Source organism: Thalassotalea algicola (assembly GCF_012932965.1).
Lineage (GTDB): Bacteria > Pseudomonadota > Gammaproteobacteria > Enterobacterales > Alteromonadaceae > Thalassotalea_F > Thalassotalea_F algicola.
Genome location: NZ_JABBXH010000002.1, coordinates 421,245 through 445,460, shown reverse-complemented (window position 1 = coordinate 445,460; position 24,216 = coordinate 421,245). Strand labels below are relative to the sequence as shown.

The 24,216-nt window shown below is 38.2% G+C and carries 22 protein-coding genes and 1 other RNA gene; 13 read left to right on the top strand and 10 right to left on the bottom strand.

Going from position 1 to position 24,216, the window contains the following annotated elements:
• Positions 1-184 precede the first annotated feature (184 nt).
• The 3 genes from dnaJ to grpE all read right to left on the bottom strand — a co-directional run bounded on the left by dnaJ (position 185) and on the right by grpE (position 4,369).
• Complete coding sequence (dnaJ, locus tag HII17_RS06685; protein WP_169074569.1) at positions 185-1,324, bottom strand: molecular chaperone DnaJ; 1,140 nt, start codon at positions 1,322-1,324, stop codon at positions 185-187.
• 308 nt (positions 1,325-1,632) lie between these two features.
• Entirely contained in the window at positions 1,633-3,564 is a 1,932-nt protein-coding gene (gene dnaK / locus HII17_RS06680; protein WP_169074568.1) for a molecular chaperone DnaK, read from the bottom strand.
• A 184-nt stretch (positions 3,565-3,748) separates the two neighbouring features.
• The gene (grpE, locus tag HII17_RS06675; protein WP_169074567.1) at positions 3,749-4,369 is read right to left on the bottom strand and encodes a nucleotide exchange factor GrpE; all 621 of its coding nucleotides are present in this window, start codon (positions 4,367-4,369) and stop codon (positions 3,749-3,751) included.
• A 154-nt stretch (positions 4,370-4,523) separates the two neighbouring features.
• Between grpE and nadK the strand changes: the two genes are divergently transcribed.
• The 3 genes from nadK (at position 4,524) to HII17_RS06660 (ending at position 7,618) form a co-directional block, all read left to right on the top strand.
• Entirely contained in the window at positions 4,524-5,405 is an 882-nt protein-coding gene (gene nadK / locus HII17_RS06670; RefSeq protein WP_169074566.1) for an NAD(+) kinase, read from the top strand.
• Positions 5,406-5,515: 110 nt separating this feature from the next.
• Complete coding sequence (gene recN / locus HII17_RS06665; RefSeq protein WP_169074944.1) at positions 5,516-7,180, top strand: DNA repair protein RecN; 1,665 nt, start codon at positions 5,516-5,518, stop codon at positions 7,178-7,180.
• 90 nt (positions 7,181-7,270) lie between these two features.
• Positions 7,271-7,618, top strand: a complete 348-nt coding sequence (locus HII17_RS06660) for an outer membrane protein assembly factor BamE (RefSeq protein ID WP_169074565.1) — start codon at positions 7,271-7,273, stop codon at positions 7,616-7,618.
• Positions 7,619-7,682: 64 nt separating this feature from the next.
• Here HII17_RS06660 and HII17_RS06655 read toward each other — a convergent pair whose 3' ends face one another.
• The 3 genes from HII17_RS06655 to HII17_RS06645 are packed head-to-tail and all read right to left on the bottom strand — an operon-like array spanning position 7,683 to position 9,178.
• The gene (locus tag HII17_RS06655; RefSeq protein WP_169074564.1) at positions 7,683-8,336 is read right to left on the bottom strand and encodes a glutathione S-transferase family protein; all 654 of its coding nucleotides are present in this window, start codon (positions 8,334-8,336) and stop codon (positions 7,683-7,685) included.
• A gap of 59 nt (positions 8,337-8,395) precedes the next feature.
• Complete coding sequence (locus tag HII17_RS06650) at positions 8,396-8,746, bottom strand: RnfH family protein (protein ID WP_169074563.1); 351 nt, start codon at positions 8,744-8,746, stop codon at positions 8,396-8,398.
• Positions 8,747-9,178, bottom strand: coding sequence for a type II toxin-antitoxin system RatA family toxin (locus HII17_RS06645; protein ID WP_169074562.1), 432 nt, complete (start codon positions 9,176-9,178; stop codon positions 8,747-8,749).
• 139 nt (positions 9,179-9,317) lie between these two features.
• On the opposite strand from HII17_RS06645, the gene smpB reads away from it, so the two are divergent.
• From smpB to prsT, 4 genes are all read left to right on the top strand, one after another.
• The gene (smpB, locus tag HII17_RS06640) at positions 9,318-9,806 is read left to right on the top strand and encodes an SsrA-binding protein SmpB (RefSeq protein ID WP_169074561.1); all 489 of its coding nucleotides are present in this window, start codon (positions 9,318-9,320) and stop codon (positions 9,804-9,806) included.
• 81 nt (positions 9,807-9,887) lie between these two features.
• Positions 9,888-10,239: a transfer-messenger RNA gene (gene ssrA, locus HII17_RS06635) on the top strand.
• 236 nt (positions 10,240-10,475) lie between these two features.
• A complete protein-coding gene (gene xdp1 / locus HII17_RS06630) occupies positions 10,476-11,360 on the top strand; it encodes an exosortase-dependent surface protein XDP1 (RefSeq protein WP_169074560.1) in 885 nt (294 codons plus the stop codon).
• 105 nt (positions 11,361-11,465) lie between these two features.
• A complete protein-coding gene (prsT, locus tag HII17_RS06625; protein WP_169074559.1) occupies positions 11,466-14,222 on the top strand; it encodes an XrtA/PEP-CTERM system TPR-repeat protein PrsT in 2,757 nt (918 codons plus the stop codon).
• Positions 14,223-14,258: 36 nt separating this feature from the next.
• Here the strand turns inward: prsT and HII17_RS06620 are convergent, their stop codons facing one another.
• A complete protein-coding gene (locus HII17_RS06620; RefSeq protein WP_169074558.1) occupies positions 14,259-17,357 on the bottom strand; it encodes an efflux RND transporter permease subunit in 3,099 nt (1,032 codons plus the stop codon).
• 9 nt (positions 17,358-17,366) lie between these two features.
• A complete protein-coding gene (locus HII17_RS06615) occupies positions 17,367-18,548 on the bottom strand; it encodes an efflux RND transporter periplasmic adaptor subunit (protein WP_169074557.1) in 1,182 nt (393 codons plus the stop codon).
• A 166-nt stretch (positions 18,549-18,714) separates the two neighbouring features.
• Between HII17_RS06615 and HII17_RS06610 the strand changes: the two genes are divergently transcribed.
• From HII17_RS06610 to HII17_RS06585, 6 genes are all read left to right on the top strand, one after another.
• The gene (locus HII17_RS06610; RefSeq protein ID WP_169074556.1) at positions 18,715-18,978 is read left to right on the top strand and encodes a hypothetical protein; all 264 of its coding nucleotides are present in this window, start codon (positions 18,715-18,717) and stop codon (positions 18,976-18,978) included.
• A 307-nt stretch (positions 18,979-19,285) separates the two neighbouring features.
• Entirely contained in the window at positions 19,286-19,873 is a 588-nt protein-coding gene (locus tag HII17_RS06605) for a TetR/AcrR family transcriptional regulator (protein WP_169074555.1), read from the top strand.
• An 89-nt stretch (positions 19,874-19,962) separates the two neighbouring features.
• Complete coding sequence (locus tag HII17_RS06600; RefSeq protein WP_169074554.1) at positions 19,963-20,568, top strand: MlaC/ttg2D family ABC transporter substrate-binding protein; 606 nt, start codon at positions 19,963-19,965, stop codon at positions 20,566-20,568.
• Positions 20,569-20,708: 140 nt separating this feature from the next.
• A complete protein-coding gene (locus tag HII17_RS06595; protein WP_169074553.1) occupies positions 20,709-20,951 on the top strand; it encodes a hypothetical protein in 243 nt (80 codons plus the stop codon).
• A 2-nt stretch (positions 20,952-20,953) separates the two neighbouring features.
• Positions 20,954-21,151: a hypothetical protein gene (locus tag HII17_RS06590; RefSeq protein ID WP_169074552.1), complete on the top strand. Its 198-nt coding sequence runs from the start codon at positions 20,954-20,956 to the stop codon at positions 21,149-21,151.
• Between the two features lie 3 nt (positions 21,152-21,154).
• Complete coding sequence (locus tag HII17_RS06585; RefSeq protein ID WP_169074551.1) at positions 21,155-21,880, top strand: substrate-binding periplasmic protein; 726 nt, start codon at positions 21,155-21,157, stop codon at positions 21,878-21,880.
• On the opposite strand, the gene HII17_RS06580 is transcribed toward HII17_RS06585, so the two are convergent.
• Together HII17_RS06580 and HII17_RS06575 are read right to left on the bottom strand one after the other, a co-directional pair.
• A complete protein-coding gene (locus HII17_RS06580; RefSeq protein ID WP_169074550.1) occupies positions 21,872-22,690 on the bottom strand; it encodes a polyphosphate kinase 2 family protein in 819 nt (272 codons plus the stop codon). The genes HII17_RS06585 and HII17_RS06580 overlap by 9 nt on opposite strands.
• Positions 22,691-22,773: 83 nt before the next feature.
• Positions 22,774-24,207, bottom strand: a complete 1,434-nt coding sequence (locus HII17_RS06575; RefSeq protein WP_169074549.1) for a DUF3300 domain-containing protein — start codon at positions 24,205-24,207, stop codon at positions 22,774-22,776.
• Positions 24,208-24,216 lie beyond the last annotated feature (9 nt).

Genomic DNA, 24,216 nt, shown 5'->3' with positions numbered 1-24,216 from the left:
TTAACCTTACTTTACTGATTTTTATATAAAAAACAAAAAATCCCGCTAAAAAGCGGGATTTTACATAGTTTGTTGAAAGGTAATTTATCTACGTAGTTGAACTCTTCTCAAAGAGGTAACGCGCAGCGTATAAACATACGTGAGCATTACCGATGAAGTGAAAAGCTTCAAATACAACGATAAATTAACTTTTAAGGTCGTCAAAGAATTTTTTAACACCATCAAAGAAACCCGTTTCTTTTGGGCTGTGTTTCTTACTGCTTGCTTCCATTTTTGACTCAAGCTGACGAAGTAAATCAACCTGATCACCAGTTAAATTCACCGGCGTCTCGACAACTGTTTTACACATTAAATCACCAGTCATATTACTACGTACTGATTTAACACCTTTGCCACGAAGGCGGAACATTTTGCCAGTCTGCGTTTCTTTAGGGATCTTAAGCTTAACTTTACCTTCAAGTGTCGGTACTTCAATTTCACCGCCAAGTGCTGCGGTTGCAAAGCTAATTGGCACTTCACAATACAAGTGATTTTCGTCTCGAACAAAAATTGGATGCTCTTTAACATTCACTTGTACATATAAATCACCTGCTGGAGCTCCGTGCTCACCCGCTTCACCTTCACCAGATAAACGAATGCGATCGCCAGTATCAACACCTGCAGGAATTTTAGCGTTAAGTGTCTTAGTTTTTTGAGTACGCCCTTGTCCATGACATGAATTACAAGGTTCAGAAATAACTTTACCTTTGCCACCACAAGTAGGACAAGTTTGCTGTACTGCGAATAATCCTTGACGCATTTGAACTTGACCATGACCATGACAAGTAGAACAAGTTTTAGGCTGAGTACCTTTCTTCGCGCCACTTCCATTACACGGCTCACAGCTCACGTAAGTAGGTACTTTAATTTCTACCGACTTACCCTTCACTGCTTCTTCAAGAGACATTTCAAGATTGTAACGTAAATCACTACCACGACGACCTCTTGCACCACCGCCGCCACCGCGACGACCGCCACCGAAAATGTCACCAAAAACATCACCGAAGATATCACCAAAGTCTTGACCGCCACCAAAGCCGCCACCACCCATGCCACCTTGTTCAAAGGCTGCATGACCGTATTGATCATAAGCGGCACGCTTTTGATCATCGTTTAAGACTTCGTAAGCTTCTTTAATTTGCTTAAAGGTTTCTTCTTTTTCTTTATCACCTTGCGTACGATCTGGATGGTACTTCATTGCAAGGCGTTTATAAGCCTTTTTAATGTCACGTTCACCGGCGTCTTTTGATACACCTAACAGTTCATAATAATCACGTTTTGACATAGCTATATTCTTTTCTTTACTTCAATTTTCGAAAATTAATTTGTTTATTAACTGGTTGAGATAATAAATAAATTAAGGCTCGCGTTCCTAGTAGGAGATTCCGTAACATGTACGGAATGACGAGTATTCTTCAGTGGCTTTAAACATGATAAAGCGCCGAGTAACGACGCTTTATCATCAAACAACACATTTAAAGAGGTTGTCTATGCTGTATCGTGCTAGAACAAGGCGGACACACGGTGCGTGGTTTACCACGTGAGTATGTCCGACGCTGTTGTAGTGCAATACAGCGACGACAAAACTTTAAATTACTTGTCGTCTTTCACTTCTTCAAACTCTGCGTCAACAACATCATCGCCGCCAGCTTGACCTGCATCAGCTTCTGGTGCTGCACCTTCAGGAGCTGCGCCACCTTGAGCTTGCGCTTTGGCTTGAGCAATTTCCATTAACTTAGCTGAAGCTTCCATTAATGCGTTTTGCTTAGCATCAATTGCTTCTTTGTCATCGCCTTTAAGCGCTTCTTCAAGTTCAGTAATTGCGGCTTCAATTTTCTCTTTATCGTCGCTTGGTAAGTCATCACCTGCTTCAGTAATTTGAGTCTTCGTTGCGTGAATAATACCGTCAGCTTGGTTACGTGCAGTCACTAACTCTTCGAACTTAGCATCAGCATCAGCGTTAGCTTCTGCGTCACGTACCATTTGTTCTACTTCATCATCTGATAAACCAGAAGATGCTTTGATTGTGATCTTCTGTTCTTTACCCGTGTTCTTATCTTTAGCAGATACGTGCAAGATACCATCAGCATCAATATCAAACGTTACTTCGATTTGTGGCATGCCACGTGGTGCAGCATCAATACCTTCAAGGTTGAATTGACCAAGTGATTTGTTTGCACCAGCTTGCTTACGCTCACCTTGTAATACGTGAACAGTTACCGCAGCTTGGTTATCTTCTGCCGTTGAGAACGTTTGTGATTGCTTAGTTGGGATCGTCGTATTCTTGTCGATAACTTTAGTCATCACGCCGCCCATCGTCTCGATACCTAGAGATAATGGAGTAACATCAAGAAGAAGTACGTCAGTTACGTCACCAGCAAGTACACCTGCTTGAACCGCAGCACCTGAAGCTACTGCTTCATCTGGGTTAACATCTTTACGAGGCTCTTTACCAAAGAAGTCTGTAACAACACTTTGCACTAATGGCATACGTGTTTGACCACCAACCAAGATAACATCAGTAATGTCTGAAGTTGATAAATCTGCATCAGCTAGCGCTGTTTTTAGCGGCTCTAATGTTGCTTTTACCATGTCTTCAACTAATGATTCTAATTTTGCACGTGTTACTTTAATGTTCATGTGCTTAGGACCAGAAGCGTCTGCCGTTACGTAAGGTAAATTAACGTCAGTTTGCTGTGCTGAAGAAAGCTCACATTTTGCTTTTTCTGCTGCTTCCTTAACACGTTGCATCGCTAGAGCATCGTTTTTAAGGTCAATGCCTTGGTCTTTTTTGAACTCATCTACTAAATAGTTGATTAAACGGTTATCAAAATCTTCACCACCTAAGTGAGTGTCACCATTTGTCGCTAATACTTCAAAAGTATGCTCGCCTTCAACTTCATCAATTTCAATGATTGAAATATCGAATGTACCACCACCAAGGTCATATACCGCTACGACACGGTCACCTTCTTGCTTGTCCATGCCGTAAGCAAGTGCTGCAGCCGTTGGCTCGTTGATAATACGCTTAACTTCTAAACCTGCGATACGGCCAGCATCTTTTGTTGCTTGACGTTGTGAATCGTTAAAGTATGCAGGTACAGTGATAACCGCTTCAGTTACTGTTTCACCTAAGTAATCTTCAGCTGTTTTCTTCATTTTAGTCAGTACTTCAGCAGAAACTTGTGGTGGCGCTACTTTTTCGCCTTTTGCTTCTACCCATGCATCGCCATTGTCTGCTTTTTTGATACCAAAAGGCATAATGTCGATGTCACGCTGTACTTCTTTGTCTTCAAAACGACGACCAATTAAACGCTTGATAGCGAATAATGTGTTTTGTGGGTTAGTTACCGCTTGGCGCTTGGCTGGTTGGCCTACTAACGTTTCACCTTCGTCTGTGTATGCAATGATAGAAGGAGTCGTACGATCGCCTTCTGCATTTTCAATAACTCGTACACTGTCACCATCAAGAACAGCTACACATGAGTTAGTTGTCCCTAGGTCAATACCAATAATTTTGCCCATCGTGAGGATCTCCAAAATTCTTTAAATTCAATTTTTGCTTAGATGATTTACTTAGTGGGGGCAGTGAAAATCTTTTCAAGAGAAAAATGTAAAAAAGATCACTTTTTGTAAAATATTTTTAATATTTTATATAAACAAAAGCCAGCTACAGGGCTGGCTTTACCACTAATTAAATAGTTTTTTGCTATGCTTCTGTATCAACGCTTGGTGCTTTTGATACCATAACCATTGCTGGGCGAATTAAACGGCCGTTCAATTCATACCCTTTTTGCATTACAGCAATAACTGTATTTGCTGCAACACCTGGAACTTCTTGCATTGACATCGCTTGATGTAATTCAGGGTTAAAAGGTTGATCTTGTGGATCAACCGCTTTTACGTCGAACTTATCTAAAGTTGATAAGAAACTTTGCAATGTAAGTTCAATACCTTCAAGCATTGACTTTTGCGCTTCATCTTCTTTATCAGCTGCAGCAATTGCACGCTCTAAGTTGTCAACTACAGGTAATAATTCCCCTGCAAACTTTTCTAACGCAAACTTACGCGCTTTGTCGACATCCTGTGCGCTACGGCGGCGAATGTTATCAACTTCCGCTTTGGCGCGAATTACTGAATCTTTTTGATCAGCGACAGTAGACTGCGCTGCAGAAAGTGCTAATTCTAATTCATTAATTTTTTGTTGGTCTTCGCTGATAGCGTCAGCTGCAGCATCTAATTTCTCTTCAACTTGCTCTTCTGCTTGAGCAATAATTTCTTCCGCTGCAATTTCTTCAGCTGATTTATTTTCGTTTGACTCAGTTGTCATGAAAATCTCCCGATAAAACACAATTGTGCTAATTATGGGGTTTAGTTTCTGTGTTTCAAGCAAGAAATTTCAAGAATTATCATTTTGATTGCTTTACAAGACAAAAATTACGAGCGAAACTTCCCTCATTGAGGTTAATTAGGCACATAACTCTATGAGTCAGTTGTATAAAACAATTGGTTTAATTGGTAAACCTAACCATGAAGGTGCAAGTAGCACTATTTCAACGTTGTATCACTATTTGCAAGATAATGGCTACAAAGTCATTGTTGAACGTTCTGTCGCTAAATCTATCGATGTAGAAGACGTAGATATTCAATCTTTAACAGATATAGGCGAACTTGCAGACTTAGCTATTGTTGTCGGCGGTGATGGTTACATGCTAGGTGCAGCTAGAGTGCTATCTGGCTACAATATTGGTGTTATTGGCGTTAACCGTGGAAACTTAGGCTTTTTAACTGACCTGCCACCTCAAGAGGTTATTCCTCCGCTTGAGGCCATATTAATGGGGAATTCTCGTTCAGAGCAGCGCTTTATTATAGAGGCCGAAGTTTATCGCCACGGTAAATTAAAAAGTGCTAATGCGGCTGTTAACGAAGCCGTTCTGCATGCCGGTAAAGTTGCCAACATGATTGAATTTGAAGTCTATATTGATGATAGCTTTATGTTCAGCCAGCGCTCAGATGGTTTAATTGTATCAACACCAACAGGATCTACAGCTTATTCAATGTCTGCTGGCGGCCCAATATTAACGCCAAACCTAAATGCCCTTTCGTTAGTACCTATGTTTCCTCATACATTAACGAGTAGACCTATAGTGGTAGACGGTGATAGCGAAATAAAACTTGTACTGGCAAATGATAATCACGAGAACTTACAAGTAAGTTGTGATGGACATGTCATCCTTGCTGTTATGCCTGGTGACCAAGTTATTATTAAGAAAAGCCCTTATACCCTGCGATTAATTCATCCACTTGATCATAATTACTTTAATGTTCTTAGAAGCAAATTAAGCTGGGGTAATAAACTCTATTAACGAAATTAAAGGCTTAGCTTTAATAATTGTTCAAAAATTAACTTTCCACTTGCACTGTATAAAAATACTGTATAAATTAACAGTCAAATACTGTTAATTTATACATGACTATGTTGTTGCAACTTACCATTCAAAATTTCGCTATCGTTAAATCTTTAGATATTGACTGGCAGTCAGGCATGAGTACGATTACTGGTGAAACTGGCGCGGGTAAATCAATTGCCATTGATGCACTAGGGCTTTGTTTAGGTGACAGAGCTACAACCAATGTCGTAAGGCCTGGAGCTTCTAAAGCAGATTTAACAGCAAGATTTGATGTTAAAACAAATGCTCAGGCAACAAAATGGCTTACTCAACACGATTTGGATTGTGATGAAGAATGCATTTTACGTAGAGTAATTTCAGCTGAAGGCCGTTCCAAAGCCTATATTAATGGCGCTCAAGTACCTTTAGCCCAATTAAAAGAAGTTGCTCAATTACTGATTAATATTCATGGTCAGCACGATCACCAGTTAATCACTAAACCAGTTGAACAACGTAAGATGTTAGATGCGTATGCTGGACATATTGAACTTGTTGATGACGTAAAACATTACTATCAAAACTATCGCAAACAAGTCGCAGAACTTGAAGACCTAAGACAAAGCCAACAGCAACGAGAAGCTAAACAACAGTTAATACAATACCAAGTAACTGAGCTTGATGAATTTTCACTTCAAGTTGATGAGTTTCCTAGCTTAGAAGCCGACTACAAACGTTACAGTCACAGCCAGCAAATCTTAGAAGAAACGCTTCACTCACTGCATCTACTTTCACAAGATGAGCAATTTAACGCGTTATCTACTCTTCAAAAGTGTCATGACTCATTAGCACCTTTAGCGAACTATGATGAACAACTCGCTGATATTGCGAAAGTACTTAGTGAGTCAATCATTCAGTTAGAAGAAGCTAATAACGACTTAAGACATTACCACGAGAAATTAGAATTAGACCCAGAAGCGTTTACGGTAATAGAAGAGCGCTATTCACAAGCAATTCTTTTGGCTAAAAAACATCAAATTCAACCAGAGCAATTACCTTCGTTCCATCAGAATTTGGCGGCAGAATTGGCAAGCATTACGGGCGATGAATCTCGATTAGAAGCACTTGTTGAGGAAATTGAAGCAACGAAAGCAAATTATATTGCGGCTGCAAAATGTTTAAGTGATTCAAGAAAAAAAGCAGGAAAGCAACTTAGCCAGATAATTAGCCAAAATATAAAAGAACTTAATATGCCACATGGTGAATTTGACGTTAATTTTAATGCTATTGAAGACGCTAAACCTTCTTTACATGGCTTAGACGAAATATGTTTTGTTGTTAGTATCAATCCAGGCCAGTCACTAGAAGCAATGCATAAAGTAGCGTCTGGTGGTGAGCTATCGCGTATAAGTTTGGCCATGCAAGTTATTTTAGCTGATAGTGTTGTCTCACCAACCTTGATCTTTGATGAAGTTGATGTCGGTATTAGTGGCCCAACAGCCGCTATGGTTGGAGAAAAATTAAGGCAGCTCGCTAAAAATACACAAGTCATTTGCGTTACCCACCTTCCACAAGTCGCATGTAAGGGCCATCAACAGTTATTTGTTGCAAAATTAACAGATGGAGAGCACACCGAAACAACAGTTACGGAACTTAGTGAGCAAGCTCGTATCCAAGAAATTGCTCGACTGCTTGCTGGAAATCAAATTACTGACAGTAGTTTAGCAAACGCTCAAGAGCTATTAGCGAGTTAATTTTAAATTAATTAATTCACATTTTGTTTTGTAACTCTTAGCTCGCTTGGGTATTATCCCTGTCAAATGATGTAGGAACGAAAGAAATTCATGTTGTTAAGAAGCATTATATTAGTACTAACGTTATCAACAACGGCCTGTTCAAGCTGGGTGTATCGTATTGATATTCCACAAGGTAATTATCTTGAGCAAAAAGATATTGATAAGCTTCAAGTTGGAATGACTAAAGAGCAAGTTAAGTTTATTCTAGGTAGCCCCGTAGTTGTTGATTCATTTGAAAACGACACTTGGCACTATGTTTATCAATTTAAGTCTGGTCGAAATGCCGACTTTAATGCTAGGAAAGACTTTATTATAAAGTTTGAAGATAACAAATTAGTAGCTGCTGAAGGTGATTTCGAGTTGTCAGAAAACTTTAATACACCTTACGAAAGTTAATTTGTATTATGTAATTTACAAGAGCGGCATAAGCCGCTCTTTTTTTTATCTATTTATATCGAGTTCAAGACGACTTCGCTTGATTGAACATAGTTTTTTCCGTCGCTATACAATTTTGAACGATATCAAGCGACATAAACTGCTGTTGGTACTGACTTAGTTTTGGCCAGCGTATATCATCAATTTGAAAATCAGCATGAAATAAATTAATCAAGCCTCCTCCTATTGACACATCTGCAACAGACAGTTGCTCGCCGACAAAATAATCTTCTTGTAGCTCTGATTCCAAATAGTCCAAAACTGGAGGAATGAGTTCATCACACAACTCCTGGCAACGAGTTTCATCGATTGTGTGATTGAAAAATAGTGGCCCAATAACTCGCTGAAAATAAAGTGCTGCCGTCACCTCTGTCATTTTCGTATCGGAATACTCTTCTAACCAGAGCGCTTTGGCATAATCATTAGCACTTTGTGGATATAAATTGTTTTGATTATTTGTTCTTTCTAAGTAGGCAATGATTACGGAGGAATCAGAAAATGCAAAGCCATCATCCGTTATATAACCCGGCACTTTGCCTAACGGGCTGGCAGCTCTAAACTCACTGTCATCACTGCCAGGGAAAACCGTTTTTAACTGATAAGGCATTTGTTTAAATTCATGTGCAAGAATCACTTTTCGCACATAAGGAGAAGGTGCAACACCTAAAATTGTAGCCATTATTTTTATCCTTTTTTGTCAGCCTTTGATGATAGACCACTATTATAGGATAATAATTACTAGTTTTTCGTTTCACCGCGTAATGGGTTTACTCGACCACCTGTTACTTTATCGGCTCGACCTTCTTCTTTTGCTTTTTCCGCGCGACGTTTACGCACTTCTTTAGGATCTGCGATTAATGGGCGATAAATCTCAATACGATCTAAATCTTTTAATTCGTCAGTTAATTTAGCGGCTTTATTCCATATACCGACTTTATTCTTCGATAAATCGATATCATCAAATAACGACAATATGCCAGACTCTTGAATTGCTTGTTCTATAGTTGTACCTACGGCAACAGGTAACGCTATTAACTCCTGCTTGTTAGGAAGACCGTACACTACTTCAATATGAATTTGCTCTGTCATTTAGCCATATACCTTTTTAGCGCGAGTACTAAACGCTTGTACCATATTATTTGTTATATGATTAAACACTTTACCAAATGCTAACTCTAACATTTTGCTTGAAAATTCATACTCTAGGTTAAGGGTTACCTTGCACGCCTCTTCTGATAAAGCATGCAAATCCCAACAACCACTAAGTTGTCTAAATGGACCATCAACTAAATCCAATCGAATTTGTTGATTTTCAATCAATGTATTTTGGGTAGTAAACCATTTATTCATGCCACCTTTTGATACTTTTAATGCAGCAGTCATGGATAAGGTATCACTGGTAATGATTTTGCTATCACTACAGTCTGGCAAAAATTGCGGATATGAGTGCACATCATTGATTAAATCATACATATCCTTTGTACTATACATAACCAACGCACTACGATTTATAGATGGCATTTATTTCCCCCGTTCAATAGACCGATCATATCAAAACAAAAACTAAAGCTCACCACCGCAATGCTAAATTAATTTTCGAATTCCGATTTCAATCAGCTAAATTCCACGTATAATGCGCTTCGTTAAACGTGGAAGTAACATGGCAAAGAAAAAATCTAAACAGTCAAATAGCAATACTATTGCACTCAACAAAAAAGCTCGACACAACTACGCGCTGACTGACAAATTCGAAGCAGGAATGAGTCTACAAGGTTGGGAAATTAAAAGTATTCGTAGCGGTAAGGTAAACATTTCTGACTGCTATGTATTTCTTAAAGACGGTGAAGCGTACTTAACCGGTAGTGAGATACTGCCTTTAAACGCTGCCTCGTCACATGTCGTCTGTGATCCAACGAGAGACCGAAAACTCCTTTTAAACAGGCGAGAACTCGATCGATTAATCGGTGCGGTAGATCGAGACGGCTACTCTCTTATCGCCACGGCAATGTATTGGAAGCAATGTTGGGTGAAATTGGAGTTTTACTTAGGTAAAGGTAAGAAAACACACGATAAACGTGCCGATATAAAAGACAGAGAGTGGCAAATAGATAAAGGCCGCTTAATGAAAAATAAAAACTTAGATAAGTAACTGGTTAAAAAATACCACGTTGTTTAACTACGCTAAGCGCTGTACAATGCGATTTAGTAAGCTTAATTGCTTAAATACTTTGGGGCCGATTTAGGATTCGACAAGATTCGCGAAACCCAAGGTGCATGCCCAGGGGCGGTTGGCCTGGTAAAAAGCCGCAAAACCATAATTGCAAACGACGAAACGTTCGCACTAGCAGCTTAATGCTAGCCATCCTCTCATAGACTCGCCTATTGTCTAGAGATGCCGATGGTCACCCCAAGTAGGCTAGCGAGGGAAGCACGCTTGAGGCTGAACCGCGAAATAGTATCAAGCTCACCATGACGAAGCCTGTCGATTGGCGTCTAATTGGCTAAATAAAAAATCGACTAAGCATGTAGGACCGAGGATGTAGGTTTTTTGGACGGGGGTTCAACTCCCCCCGGCTCCACCACATTCAAAAAAGACGCTATTTAGCGTCTTTTTTTTGTATAATTGAATAGCAAAATTTGATTAGAACTTTGCTTAATATAAACTAGTGTCAGCTTTCTATACAATTTAAGTTAAAATTAAAAAGGCATGCCAATATCTTATTGAAAAATAACAAATAAATAAAGTGGAATGGTTTTTGCTAATATACGTAACATCATTGTATAAGCAAAAAATTTACGTAGTTTTTCGGAGCAGTATATGATTTTTACCCCTAAAAAATGGATTGTAGCGGCGTTACTGTTGGGCTCAGCGCCTGTGATGGCCAGTGTTACATCTTTTGGCACAATTACAGTGGATGGTAATACCTACGATAATATATCTGGCAATGGTATCCCTTCGGCTCCAGGTAGCTATTTTGATGAATTTCAAGTTGATGCCGGTTCGGGTATCACTATTAATGTTTCGGGTTGGTCTGATACGCTAAATGTTGGTAATGCAGATGATGTTATAGAGCGCATTGCTGACTTTGATAGAAACGGTAACGGTTGGTCAATAGAAAATAAAGACGAGAATCCAGATAAATACTGTGGTTACTCGCATTCTGCGGACAATTTCGACTGTAATGATGGTGCTTGGACAGACTATGACTTCTTTTTGCTGGACTTTGGTTCACAAGAAGTTCATCTAACAGAAGTTTATTCAAGTTGGCTAGCCAATAGTGGCAGTGGACAAGAAGTGTCAATTGCCGCCTTGAATTCAAATCATTCTACAGATTTAACAAATAATACTTTTTCAAACCTATTATCTAACGATCAAGGTTCTAATAGCTTTAAGTTTACCGGTTCAGCTGGTACAGCTGGTCAAAATATCGCTAGTTACTATGCAAATGTATCTGGAATTACGGATGCATCAAACGACGTGGTTTATTCGTCTAAATGGATTGTTAGTGCTTATAATGAAATGTTTGGCACAGTTACAAACGGCTCTGCAAATAATGATGGTTTTAAATTAGCGGGTATTAACTTTACAACAGCACCTGGCGGTGGCGGCGGCGGTGGAAATGAAATTCCTGAGCCAGCTCCAATTGCTTTAATGATTCTCGCATTATTTGCATTGTCGAGAAGTCGTGCACAAAAACCGTAAGGCTTAAATATATAGAAGAAAAGGTGGCTTATGCCACCTTTTTACGTTTAGTCTTGTTAATATATCTCTAACACCATTTACTCTTATTTATCCATGCTAAAATATTTGATTATTTTTACTTTTTTCATTTCAGTAGACAGCTTAGCTTCTAACGACTTAGAAAAAGCGGTAAGCGCTTATCAACAAAACGACACTGAAAGCGCCTATATCCACTTAAGAAATGCACTTCAAAAAAACGAAAACAATTTACCCGCTAAAGTATTGATGGGACGCGTGCTGCTAGATAAAGGCTTATTTAGCGAAGCAATTCAGGAGTTTAATGATGCATTAGCTATGGGGGCAGATCCTCATCAGTTTATTTTTGAACAAGTTCGTGCCATGTTATTAATAGGTCGATATCAACAACTAATTGACCTTCTTGCAAGTTTGAAACTCAAAGATGAAGTTAAAGTAAAGACTCATTTGATTGAAAGTAATGCTTATATTGCTATGGAGAAAGAAGAATTAGCACTAGAGCCTATATTAAAAGCGAAATCGTTATCGCCTAAAGATATTAGTGTAATAAGCTCATTAACGAATTTTTATATTAATACTCGAGATTTCAAAAAAGCAGAAGTTAATCTTAAAGAACTTTTAATTCTTGCACCTGATAACAGTAAAGTTTGGAATTTATATTCCAACTTTCATTCTACTCAAGGCCAACACAAAAATGCACTAAATTCTTTAGAGAAAGCATATGAATTAGATGCTAATGATCCAGTAATAACTCGAGCACTTGCACACAAATATACAGACATGCGTATGCATGATAAAGCACTGGCTTTAGTGAATATCATAATAGAAAAGACGCCTAACGACCCCTATGCTCGATTATTGAAAAGTCAATTACTCACACAAAGTAACCAACTTGAAGAGGCACAACAGTTATTAGTAGATATTAGTACAAAGCTTTCACTACTAACGGACGCTCAAAAAAATAGCAACTCATCTTTAGCGTATGTCTCTGGCACTGCTGCCTTTATGCAAGGAAACCTAGAGTTAGCACAAAAAGAATTGATTTTTTATGTCAATGATAACCCAAATGATTTATCTGGGCTGAACATGTTATCGGCGATATATAGCCAACAAGGCCAAGTCGGTAAAATACAGGAATTACTCGAACGAAATGAAAAAATTGTATTACGAGATTTAGGGTTATCACTAAAACTTTTTAACATATACATAAAAAGCAACAAAATATACAAAGCTAAAAACATACTTGATGATTTGGCAAAAACCTACCCAAATAATGAGCAAATTATTATTGCCCAATCAAATTACTTGGCTCAAGGTAAACGGTTTGAAGAAGCAATTAAAGTACTTAATGAGTATAAACCGCCAACGATTTCTGCTGGTTACGTTTTAAATAAAGGCCTAATTTACTTAGAAATGGGAGAATTTGAACATGCTACTTCCATTGCTGATGAATTATTGAAACTAGGACCTAAAAACACAAGTTTTAGGAATTTTAAGGGCGTTATATACCTTAAGAGTGGAGAATGGGAACAAGCAGCTTCAATTTTTGAAAGCATTCTAGAAGAGAGTCCGCAAGCTTATACACCGAATTTTAATTTAGCTAATGCTTATGCACGATTGAATAAGGCACAAGAAGCACTCGCATTAACAAATTCACTTATAGAAAACGGCCATGGGCAAGTAGAGTTACTTCTACTTAATGCCAAGCTCTTAAGAGACAATCAGCAACAAATAAAAGCAATTGAAATCGTTGAAGAAGTAGTAAAAACAAATACGACTAATATTTCTGCAATTAACTTGTTGATGACATTGCACTATCAGCAAGGGAATTTCCAGGAAGCATTGAAGTTAGTAAAGCAATTAAATAATTTATTATTTATGGAGCCTAGTCACCTCATCTACCATGCCAATATATTAATTAAGTTAGAACGTTATACAGACGCACAAAAACCTTTAGGTGTCTTGCTTGGCTTGGCAAAAGCGGGGAATGAATTCTATCAATTGAGTCAACTTTATATAAAGGCAAAATCTCCTGAAAGTGCGTATAAAACAATTGAACAAGCAATTTCAAAGGCTCCTAATAACTTGTTGTATTTATTGACGAAAGCCAAATTATCCATTGACTTAAAACCGCTTGAAGAAAGTAAAACATTAATTAGTTCCCTTGATAACAACTTTCCAAATAACCCCAATGTAAAATTACTTTTTGGGGATTGGTATATGAAAAAAGATCAATTAGAGAACGCTCGTAATGCTTATGCTAAAGCTTTAACAATAGATAATAGTTTTGAACAAGCCGCCGCTAAGTTATATCACCTTGCCAATCGAAAAGTTGGGGCGAAAGGGTTTATCAGTGTTATGGAAAAGGTCGTAACTAATAAAAACCATTCACCATTAATGCGTAATTTATTGGCTGACTTTTACCTAAATACTGGCCACAAAGAAAAAGCTAAAAAGCATTACGAACTATTGCTAAAATCTGGCAATTCAAATAAAGCCAACATTTTGAATAATTTGGCAAATATTTACCTTGATATTGATTTAAGTCATGCACAAGAACTTATAGAACAAGCAATCGAATTACGAACTAACTCTCCTGCATTTATGGATACTCATGGTTGGATACTGGCTTTACAAGGTAAATATGACGCAGCACTCAATGTGCTTCGTAATGCATATGCCCTTGACTCAAGTAACCCAGCGATAAGTTACCACCTTGGTTATGCCCTTTATAAATTAGAAAGATTAGACGAAGCAAAACAATCGCTAACTCATGCCTTAGCAAGTGCTCGTGAATATCCAGAAAAAAACGCAACAGAAAAGCTGCTAGAAAAACTTTCGAACTAATATGAAAAGCCCCACCTGAACGATGGGGCTTAAATTTTATGATTTAACTTTATCTCTAAATTGCTGAATAACGCTATAGAAATAAGGTACAAGCAAAGTACCAAATATCGTCGCAGCTAACATACCAGCAAGTACCGTCAAACCTAGAGATATACGACTACCAGCACCAGCACCAGAAGAAAACACTAAAGGTAGCACACCAAGCACAAAAGAAAGTGCCGTCATCAATACCGCTCTAAAACGCAACCTTGCAGCTTCCAAAGCGGCTTCAAATACACTCTTTCCTTGCCCATGTAGCTCCATAGCAAATTCAACGATTAAGATGGCTGTTTTAGTGGATAATCCAATTAATAGTACCAAGCCCACCTGAGCATAAATATTATTTGCCATCCCTACTAGGTATAGCGTCAACATCGCACCAAATATGGCTAGTGGCACAGCAGCAATTACCGAGAAAGGGATAGTCCAACTTTCATATTGTGCCACTAAAAACAAGTAAACGAACAAAATAGCTAACGCAAACAACATTGGTGCTAAGTCGCCAGCTTCGATTTCTTGCTTTGTCTGCCCTGCCCATTCAAATACATAGCCATTTGGTAAATTACTGGCCAACTCTTCCATCGCAACAATAGCTTCACCAGATGAATAACCTTGAGCAGCCTGTCCTGTAATACTTGCACTTCTAAACAAATTAAAGTGGTTTATCGACGTAGGGCCTAATGTCGGCTCCAATTTAGCTAAAGTAGTCAGCGGTACCATTTCACCATCACTATTACGGACGTAGTAATAGTGGAGATCTTCTGGCTTAGCGCGATATTCACTTTCAGCTTGAATCGTTACACGATAGGTACGGCCAAATTGGCTAAAGTCATTAATGTATAAAGAACCTAGTTGGGCCTGCAAAGTCGTGAATATATCCGACAGCGCGACCCCCTGAGCTTTAGCCTTATTTCTGTCTACTTCTAGCCGGTATTGTGGAACACTTGCGCGGTAAGTGCTAAATACACGACTGAGTTCAGGGCGAGCATTTGCCTCAAATATTAACCCATTCATGACTTGTGCAAGCTCTATTGCACTTTGCCCTTCACTATCTTGCAGCTTAAATTCAAAGCCAGAACTATTACCTAAGCCTGGAATAGGTGGTGGATTAAATATCATGATCTGTGCATCAGGCTGTGTCCACAGTTGTCCCATCAATCGAGATATCACTTGCCTCAGACCTAGCTCAGGGTCTGTACGCTGCTCCCAATCATGAAGCATAACAATACCAAAACCTTGATTTGATCCTGCTCCACCTAAAAGAGAGAATCCTGACACAGTAATAACATCACTAACAGCGGGATCCGCTTTCAAAATTGGGGTAATTCTATCAATAACTGCTTGAGTTCTATTGCCAGATGCAGCATCAGGTAATTGAATATCAACAAATACATATCCTTGGTCTTCTGGCGGCACAAACGAAGTAGGTACATTACTTGTTAGCCAACCTGTAGCAATAAAAGTAACGAGCACAAGAATTCCAATACGACCAGCCCTTTTTAGTATGTATTTAACGGAATTAGAATAACCGGCTGTTAACTTTATAATTGCCTGTTCAAATGGTTGAAGCCAAGCGATAGGTTTCATATTTTTTTCACTAAGTAGCACGGTACATAGCGCCGGACTTAGTGTTAGCGCATTTAATGAAGATATTAAAACAGCAAACGAAATAGTTACTGAGAATTGCTTATATAATTCACCAGTAATACCTGGCATAAACGCAACTGGAACAAATACCGCCAATAACACCAAGGTAGTCGCGATAATTGGTCCTGAAACTTGTTCCATTGCCTTTGCTACGGCTTCTTTTACAGGAAGCTTTTCTTCTTTAATTAAGCGCTCTACGTTTTCGATAACAACAATTGCGTCATCAACCACAATCCCGATAGCTAAAACTAAACCAAATAAAGTAATGGTATTGATGGAGTAGCCCATCAGCAACATAAAGGCGAATGTCCCTATTAAGGAAACAGGAATCGCAATTGACGGAATAATAGTTGCTCGCCAATTTTGTAAAAATAAAAAGACCACTAAAATTACTAAGCCAATAGCTTGTACCAACGTCACTTTTACTTCGTCAATTGAACGTATAATAAATTCAGTCGTATCGTATACGATGGCATGCTTTAAACCATCAGGAAAACGTTGAGAAAGTCTTTCTACCTCTGCTTTTACATTCTTGGCTACCTGTGTAGCATTCGCATCAGGTAACTGATATATCACAACAAATGCAGTATCTTGCCCATTTAGTTTGGCTTGAATACCATAGTCCTGAGAGCCTAGCTCAATACGAGCAACATCAGATAATCTTACAAAATTACCGTTCGGGTTTGCGCGAATAACCGTTTGTTCAAATTCTTCCGCAGTCTTCAATCGACCTTTAGCTTGAATAGAGTATTCGAATTGCTGACTTGGCAAAGCAGGGCTAGCACCAAACTTACCTGCCGCCACAATTAAGTTTTGTTCTTTTAATGCTTGTTGTATTTCTGTAACGGTAACACCTAATGACGCCATTCGATCAGGTTTAAGCCAAGCACGCATACTATAACTCATCTCTCCCATAACCGTTGCTGCTGCTACTCCTGGAATTCGAGCTAGAGGTTCAGTTAACTTATTAGTTGCGTAGTTGCTTAGGAATAACTGATCAATACCCTCTTTTTCTCCATAAAGGTTTATCGCCATTAGCATATTTGAAGATTTTTTCTTTACACTTACACCCTGACGTGTAACTTCTTGAGGCAAGGATGTTTCAGCAAGAGCCACGCGATTCTGCACATTTACTTGAGCAATATCACCATCAGTACCGACTTTGAAAAACACATTTATGGTTGCAGTACCGTTATTTGACGCTGTTGACTCGATATACATCATATCTTCAACGCCATTAATTTGTTCTTCGATTGGTCTAATAACCGCTTCTTCAACAACTTGTGCGCTTGCTCCTGGATAAATCGCAGTGATTTCTACTTGTTGTGGAGTAATTTGAGGATACATATTCACGGGCAATACGCTTGAAGCAATGATACCCGCTAGTGTAATAACAATCGAAATGACAAAGGCAAACTTGGGTCGCTCAATAAAGACTCTACTAATCATATCTGGCCCTTACTTAACTAAGTCAGAAACGGTACCAGTAACTGGGTCTACGACCTTTTCTACTGGTTTTACTTCTACACCACTTCTAACTTTTTGAAGTCCCTCAATTACAATTCTTTCATTTTCTTCCAATCCAGCTTCCACTACCCACATAGCATCGATTCTTCTGCCAAGGGTTACAAAGCGTTGTATAACTTTATTTTCGTTATCGACAATTAATACGGACTTACCTTGTTGCCCTGATTGCACTGCAGATTGAGGTACCAAAGCTAGAGACTGTTTTTCTTTAGACTCAATAAAAAGGGTTACAAATAATCCTGGCAACACAATGCCTTTTGGATTATCAAACTGCGCTCGTAATTCAATAGTACCTGTTCCAGATTCAACTTGTGTGTCGGCAAATACTAGTTGGCCTGGTTTATCATAAAATTTATTGTTTGGTAATTTAAGGGTGATATCAAAAGGTACATTTCTTGGTTCATCAGACCCGTTACGCTCTTGTAAGTATGAAATAAACTCACTTTCTTCGACTTGGAAATTTACATACATTGGATCAGTTACCTGAATATGTGCTAGCTCTTCTACGCTTGGCCCAACAATGTTTCCTACGTTAAATGCAACCTTACCTATTCGCCCTTTAAAAGGTGCTGATATTTTGGTGTAACTTAAATTAAGTTCGGCTTTTTCCAAGGCAGACTCAGCTGCCGCTACTGCAGCTTTTGCCTGTAAGTCTTCAGCAATTAATTTATCTAAGTCAGATTGTGAGATAAACCCCTTTTTCGAAACCTCTTGGCCTCGTTTAAGGTTTCTTTTTGCTCGCTCGGCTACAGAACGTTTACTTTCTAATTCTGCCTGCGCTTGATTAAGTGATGCTTTATAGCTAGCCGGATCGATTTCAAATAACAACTGCCCTTTCTCAACAACTCGGCCTTCTTCGAAGTGCCTAGCAATAAGCTCGCCTTCTACTCTAGCTTTTATACCCGCTTCTTTCGAAGATTCAGTGCGGGCAACAAAATCTCGAGCAAAACCAATAGGTTTAGCTTGAACGCTATAAACTGATACAGCCGGCACTGGTGCAGAAGTTTGCATAGCATTTTCTTGACTACAGCCGGTCAATACCAAGAACGAAATAAAGAAAAGAACCGCAGCTTTACCGCGCTGAGGTAAAGATAAAGTAAAGTAAGGTTTCATATAATGCCCTAAGAATTAAGAGTTATCACAATTATGGCAGCTGAACGGCACCAAATCGAGTAACTTTTTGTTAACGATAAATTAACCCTTATGGCTAAAGGTTTACATTAAGTTACCGATAAATATAGATAACCAAGACATAATTAAACAATAGATTTATAAGTTCATGATTAACAGCCCAGTTAAACGGACTAACAACAAAGTAGTCGATACTAAAAGTACAAATGAACGAAAGACTCCAGTTAATGCCTACCTAAAACAAAAGCGCGCCCGAATAAATAAAAACTTTTTCCAAGAGAGTAATTTATGGAACGGTATTGATCGCCGTAATGGCGATGAGCGTAGAAAAAACAACAATATAAAAACTAAGCGTTTAGATGCCAGATGTAAGCGAGATAGAAGAGCAAGTAAATTATCCATTACCGTATAAATTCTTCTGGGCTATTTTCTAGGTAATATTCAAACTTTTTAGCATCCTTTTGTCGGCTTTCTTTTAAGTCAATTTAACTTCTAGTCGTTCCAATTAGTCAAAACGCACCTATTTACCCAACCAACTCAGCACCTATTAAACTAAATATTAGTTAATAATATTCAATTAGTTAACTAAATTCGACAAGCAAAAACTAGTAGTTAACCTGTTAGCTTAGCTGTTAAATAGATAACTTATATTATTTTAACATTTACAACAAACCAACCGGTCGGTTATAATGCCCTCAACTTAGCGAAAGTAAGAAAAAATGAGAGAAGCAGAACAAACCCGTCAATTAATATTAGATGTCACTAGTGAAGAAATTCACAAAAATGGCTTTCAAGCGACGAGTTTATCTACTATTTTGACTCAATGTAATATCTCAAAAGGTGCTCTTTACCACCATTTTGCAAATAAACAGGAGTTAGGATACGCCGTATTTGAAGAGATTTACACGCCGATGTTTTTATCGATGTGGGAGCCTGCTGTCACTCAAGAAGATCCGATTCAAGGTTTATGTGATTTCTTCGAATCATTAGCGAAAGATATGAGCTGTGAAGAAGTAATATGCGGGTGCCCTGTTAATAACTTGTCTCAAGAAATGGCATGTGTAGACGAAGGCTTTAGGCTGCGTATATTAGCTATGCAGCAGAAACTTAATACACTTATTTCTGAAAATTTAAGACGAGTCAGTGAGCAGCTACGCAGTGACCTTGATTACTCTCAAGTTTCTTACTTTATCGTTTCTGCTTTTCATGGCTCTTCAAGCCTAAGTAAAAGCACTCAAAATAAAGCATTGTTTCAAACAGTAATGGCTGAACTTTGCGTATACATCAAATCATTACAGAAAAACTAAGTAAATAGTCGTTTCAACTTAACGTTTACGACTAATTTTTATCGCTCATCAACATACCGAGCGGTCGGTATGTACAAAGGGAAATAACAATGTTAAAAGTTATCTCAATTACAGCACTATTTGTGTTAAACAGCATGTTATCAGTAGCTCATGCACAACAATCATCGCCATACCAAGTATTGGAAACTACAGGTAATGGCTTATTTAGTCGCATAGCCAGCAGCCAACAAGAACTAACAAAGTTTCCCGAACTAATGCGCACGATAGTTGAAGAAGAGCTAATGCCACATGTTGATTATAAATATGCGGCTTACCGTATTCTTGGCAAACAATTAAAAAAGACTACTGACTCTGAACGCAAGAAGTTTGTTCAATCAATGCGTCACTACTTAATTCGCACCTATGCAAATGCATTAACAAAATATAAAAATCAACAGGTAATTTATGAAAACGAAAAGCCATTTGATAATAAAAAAATGGTTGCGGTTACGGCAAAGATAATTGATGCCAATGCACCAGAAATTGATATTCAATTTAAAATGCGTAAAAACAAAAAAACAGGTCAGTGGAAGGCCTATGATATGGTGATTGAAGGAATTTCGTTATTGCAAAGCAAAAAAGCAGAGTTAAGCCGCCGTATTAAACAGAAAGGACTAGCACAAGTTACACTTGAGCTAGCATCAATAGCAAAATAAGCTCCCGTCATTAAAATGCGAGGTGCTTACTATTTAATAGATTGTGCCTCGTTGCTATCAATTTTCATTGCTGCTGTTTATACTCAATTTTAAACAACTTTATTAAACGTTATTTTTTACTTTAGAGATAGGAGCAGACTATGTCAGGTACGACTATGGTCGTAATGATTGTACTCATTTCAGTTGGGTTTGGTGTGTTATACGATATGTATCAAAAACATCTAAAATTCAAAGAAAAAACAATGAAATACAAACAACAATCAAGCGAAGAAAATTCAGAGTTAAAAGCACAAGTGACAAAACTTGAAGAACGTATGCAAGTTCTCGAGAAAATTGTTACTGACGAGGGCTATAACGTCAATAAAGAAATAAATGGCTTATAGTAATGAAGCTAATAATGCGCTCAGAATTTGATAACTTAAGGTTAAATGAGCAATATAGCTACGAAACAGACAGTAATGGTGATAAGCAAATAGTAAAAATCTATTGTGACGATATACTCATTGCTAAACGTGTAAAACACAAAAAATCTATTCGTTATTTTGGTGTTGCCGATTACGAGCGATATATGACTGAGGAATAGCATTTGAAAATACAAAAATTATTATTGTTTTTAAGCCACTTTTGGGTATTAATCTTTAGTACATTTCACGAAAATAGTTACGCCAATAATCTACTAACAAAGCCGATTTCCGTTGTCACCGAAATAGCGCCTCCTCTTCAATTTATGAACGGAGATAAGCTTGATGGACAAACAACGAAGCAAGTGAGGGAATTGTTAGCAAAAGCCGGACTCGAAGCAAATTTTCAAGTATATCCTTGGGCGCGAGCCTTTCAGAATGCCCAAAGCAATAGCAACACACTAATTTATCCAATCGTTAGAACCCCCGAACGTGAATCACAATTTGAATGGATTGGTCGATTGTTAACCTTCAAAATGTCAATTATTCAATTAGACAATGATAAACCTAAAGATTTACAAACCCTGCAGCAAGCCAAAAGCTTAAAACTTGGTTTAATGCGTAATGATTACGCACATCTTTTATTCGAAAAACAAGGGTTTAAAGAGGGCCAGCACTTCCAACTTGCTAGTGAACTGTCTCAACTAATCGCTCTTCTTTATTCGGGAAAAATAGACGCTATGGTAGCAGATTTACCATTGCTTAAAGTTATGGCCATATCTCAAGGTTTTGCCGCTAGTCAGTTGAAGTCAGTATTTGATATTCCTGACCAGGAAGTCGATGTATATTTAGCGGCAAGTAAATTTACCGATTGCGATATAGTTAATAAGTTGCGCCAACAGTTAAACTAATTCTTTCTTTAATAACATTTGAGCAGCGCTAACAAGCGTTTTATCTAAGGGAGGTATTGTCGTATCAACCCCTTCTTCCATGGCTTTAACCACGGTTTTGAGTACTTGAATACGGGCATGCCACTTATGGTTGCCAGAAATAACATGCCACTGTGAAATGTTCGTATTAGAATAAGTTAACATGTCATTAAGCGCTTGGTGATATTCTTGCCATTTATCTCTATTACGTAAGTCTTCTTCGGTTAATTTCCAACGCTTAATTGGGTTATTTAAACGTTCCATAAATCGTTTAAGTTGTTCTTCTTGATCAATATGAATAAGCAACTTAACGACTCTTACCCCATCATCAACTAAAAGCCGTTCAAACTCATTTATTTCTTGATAAGCCCTTTGCCACTGTATTTCGTTTGCAAAGCCTTCAACACGTTCTACTAACACTCTTCCGTAATAAGAACGGTCAAATATTGCTATGTTACCGGGAGCTGGTAGTTTGGTTTGGAAGCGATATAAGTAATGCTTACTTTGTTCTTCAACTGTGGGAGCTGCGATTGGATATACCCTAAATCCTCGAGGGTCGAGCTTTTCTGTCAAACGACGAATCGCGCCACCTTTTCCGCTCGCATCCCAACCTTCAAGCACAATAATAGTTCTTCGGCCCTGTCTAAAGTATGCTTGTTGAACTTGTAACATCCGCTTTTGCCACTTTTTAAGCTTTTGCTCATATCGCTGCTTATCCTCCAAACTGGCTGTCAAATTTACATCTTCCAATAGCGTTGGAGCCGCTAGTTCAATTGTCGTCGGCTTATACATAGTTAATTAAACATTAAAAGGTTTACGGTAACTATAAGTAAATATTGTAGTTTCAGCCATTTTTACTATTAACTATTTAAATACTAATGTTTACGTTCACTTCGATTGCTCTTTGCCTTGCTTGAGCTAGTTCTAGCAGAGCGAGAACCAGTTTTAGACGTTGATTTTCTCACTGAAGTTTTTGTCGAGTTACTTCGTTTTTTACTCACATGGCTATACTCTTTAGCGTTAGCGTTAACTTGTTGATTGTTTGCATATCGATTATGTTTCTCCGAAGGCAATGCTCGCTTCTTATTGTTACTATTAGCTCTTACATCCCCTATTGCTCTCGCTTGATTTTTGTAATTACCCGCTTTATACGAGTGCCTATTATTATTTGAGTGAATCGATTTGCTATTACTACGTTTAATCGTATTAATTTGTCTATCATTTGCTTTTCTAAATTGCTTTTCAGATGACACTTCTCGTTTCTTGTTGTGGCTATAAGGACGTACAGTTTTTACCGTATTTGACTGTTGCTTATACGAATTAGTTTTGCGAGGTTTTGCATTGTTACTAGCCAACTTTGTATAAGTTCGTTGCTTTGTAACTGCTTTACTACTTCTTACTAATTTAGCTGTATTTCGCTGTTTATTGTAGCGAACTGAGTGTGAACTTTTATATTTATACTTCTCTTTCACTGTTGCTGTTCTATAGGCCACATTCTTACGGTGTGTAGGCTTATGATGCCAACGTTTTGAATATCCACTTCGAATAATATGGTGACGTTTGCGGTGATGATGCACTTTGTGGTGGTTAACGACTACGTAGCCATGATGCCAGTGAAACGCGCTAAAGAAAAAGCTTACTCCGATATGAACACCAGCATGCCATGCCACAGGATGGTTGTAATAATAGCGATCCCAATGCCAGTAACGAGGCGGATAATGGTGCCAGCGCCAATAACCGTAGACTTCACGTGTGTCGTAATAAGGAACATAAATAACTTTAGGACTACTTGGTACAATTACAATTTTTTCGTTGTCATATTCTACTTTTGCATTCTCTAAGTCATCTAAACTTCCTGAATTGTATGCCTGTTGACGAAGCTCTTGAATGGTATCAAGTACCGATTGTTCTTGACCTAAAAACGCATCCCCTAAATTTCTCATCCAAGTTAAATCATCCTGCATTTGTTTTAGCACACGTTCAAACGGCACCAAGGCTTTGACACTGGCGTCCCAATTTTGTCTATCTAGTTTGTTGTTAAATGTTTGTTCAGACAGAGATTGATTATCTTTTTGCCAACGATATGCCTCAACCACCTCTAACGGATAGCTAGAAGCAATTAGAATGTGAGTTAGCAAAGTATCGGGATATAAAGCTATTGGCGCTAGCATTTGAGCTAGCTCGCCTTGAGTGAAATATTGATTAACCTCGTTTACTTGCCCTGTATCAATACTTTCACTGTAATAATCAGCTTGAGCTGATGTAGCAGCAAATAAAAATGCTCCCATTAACAGTTTATATTTCATCATTAAATACCC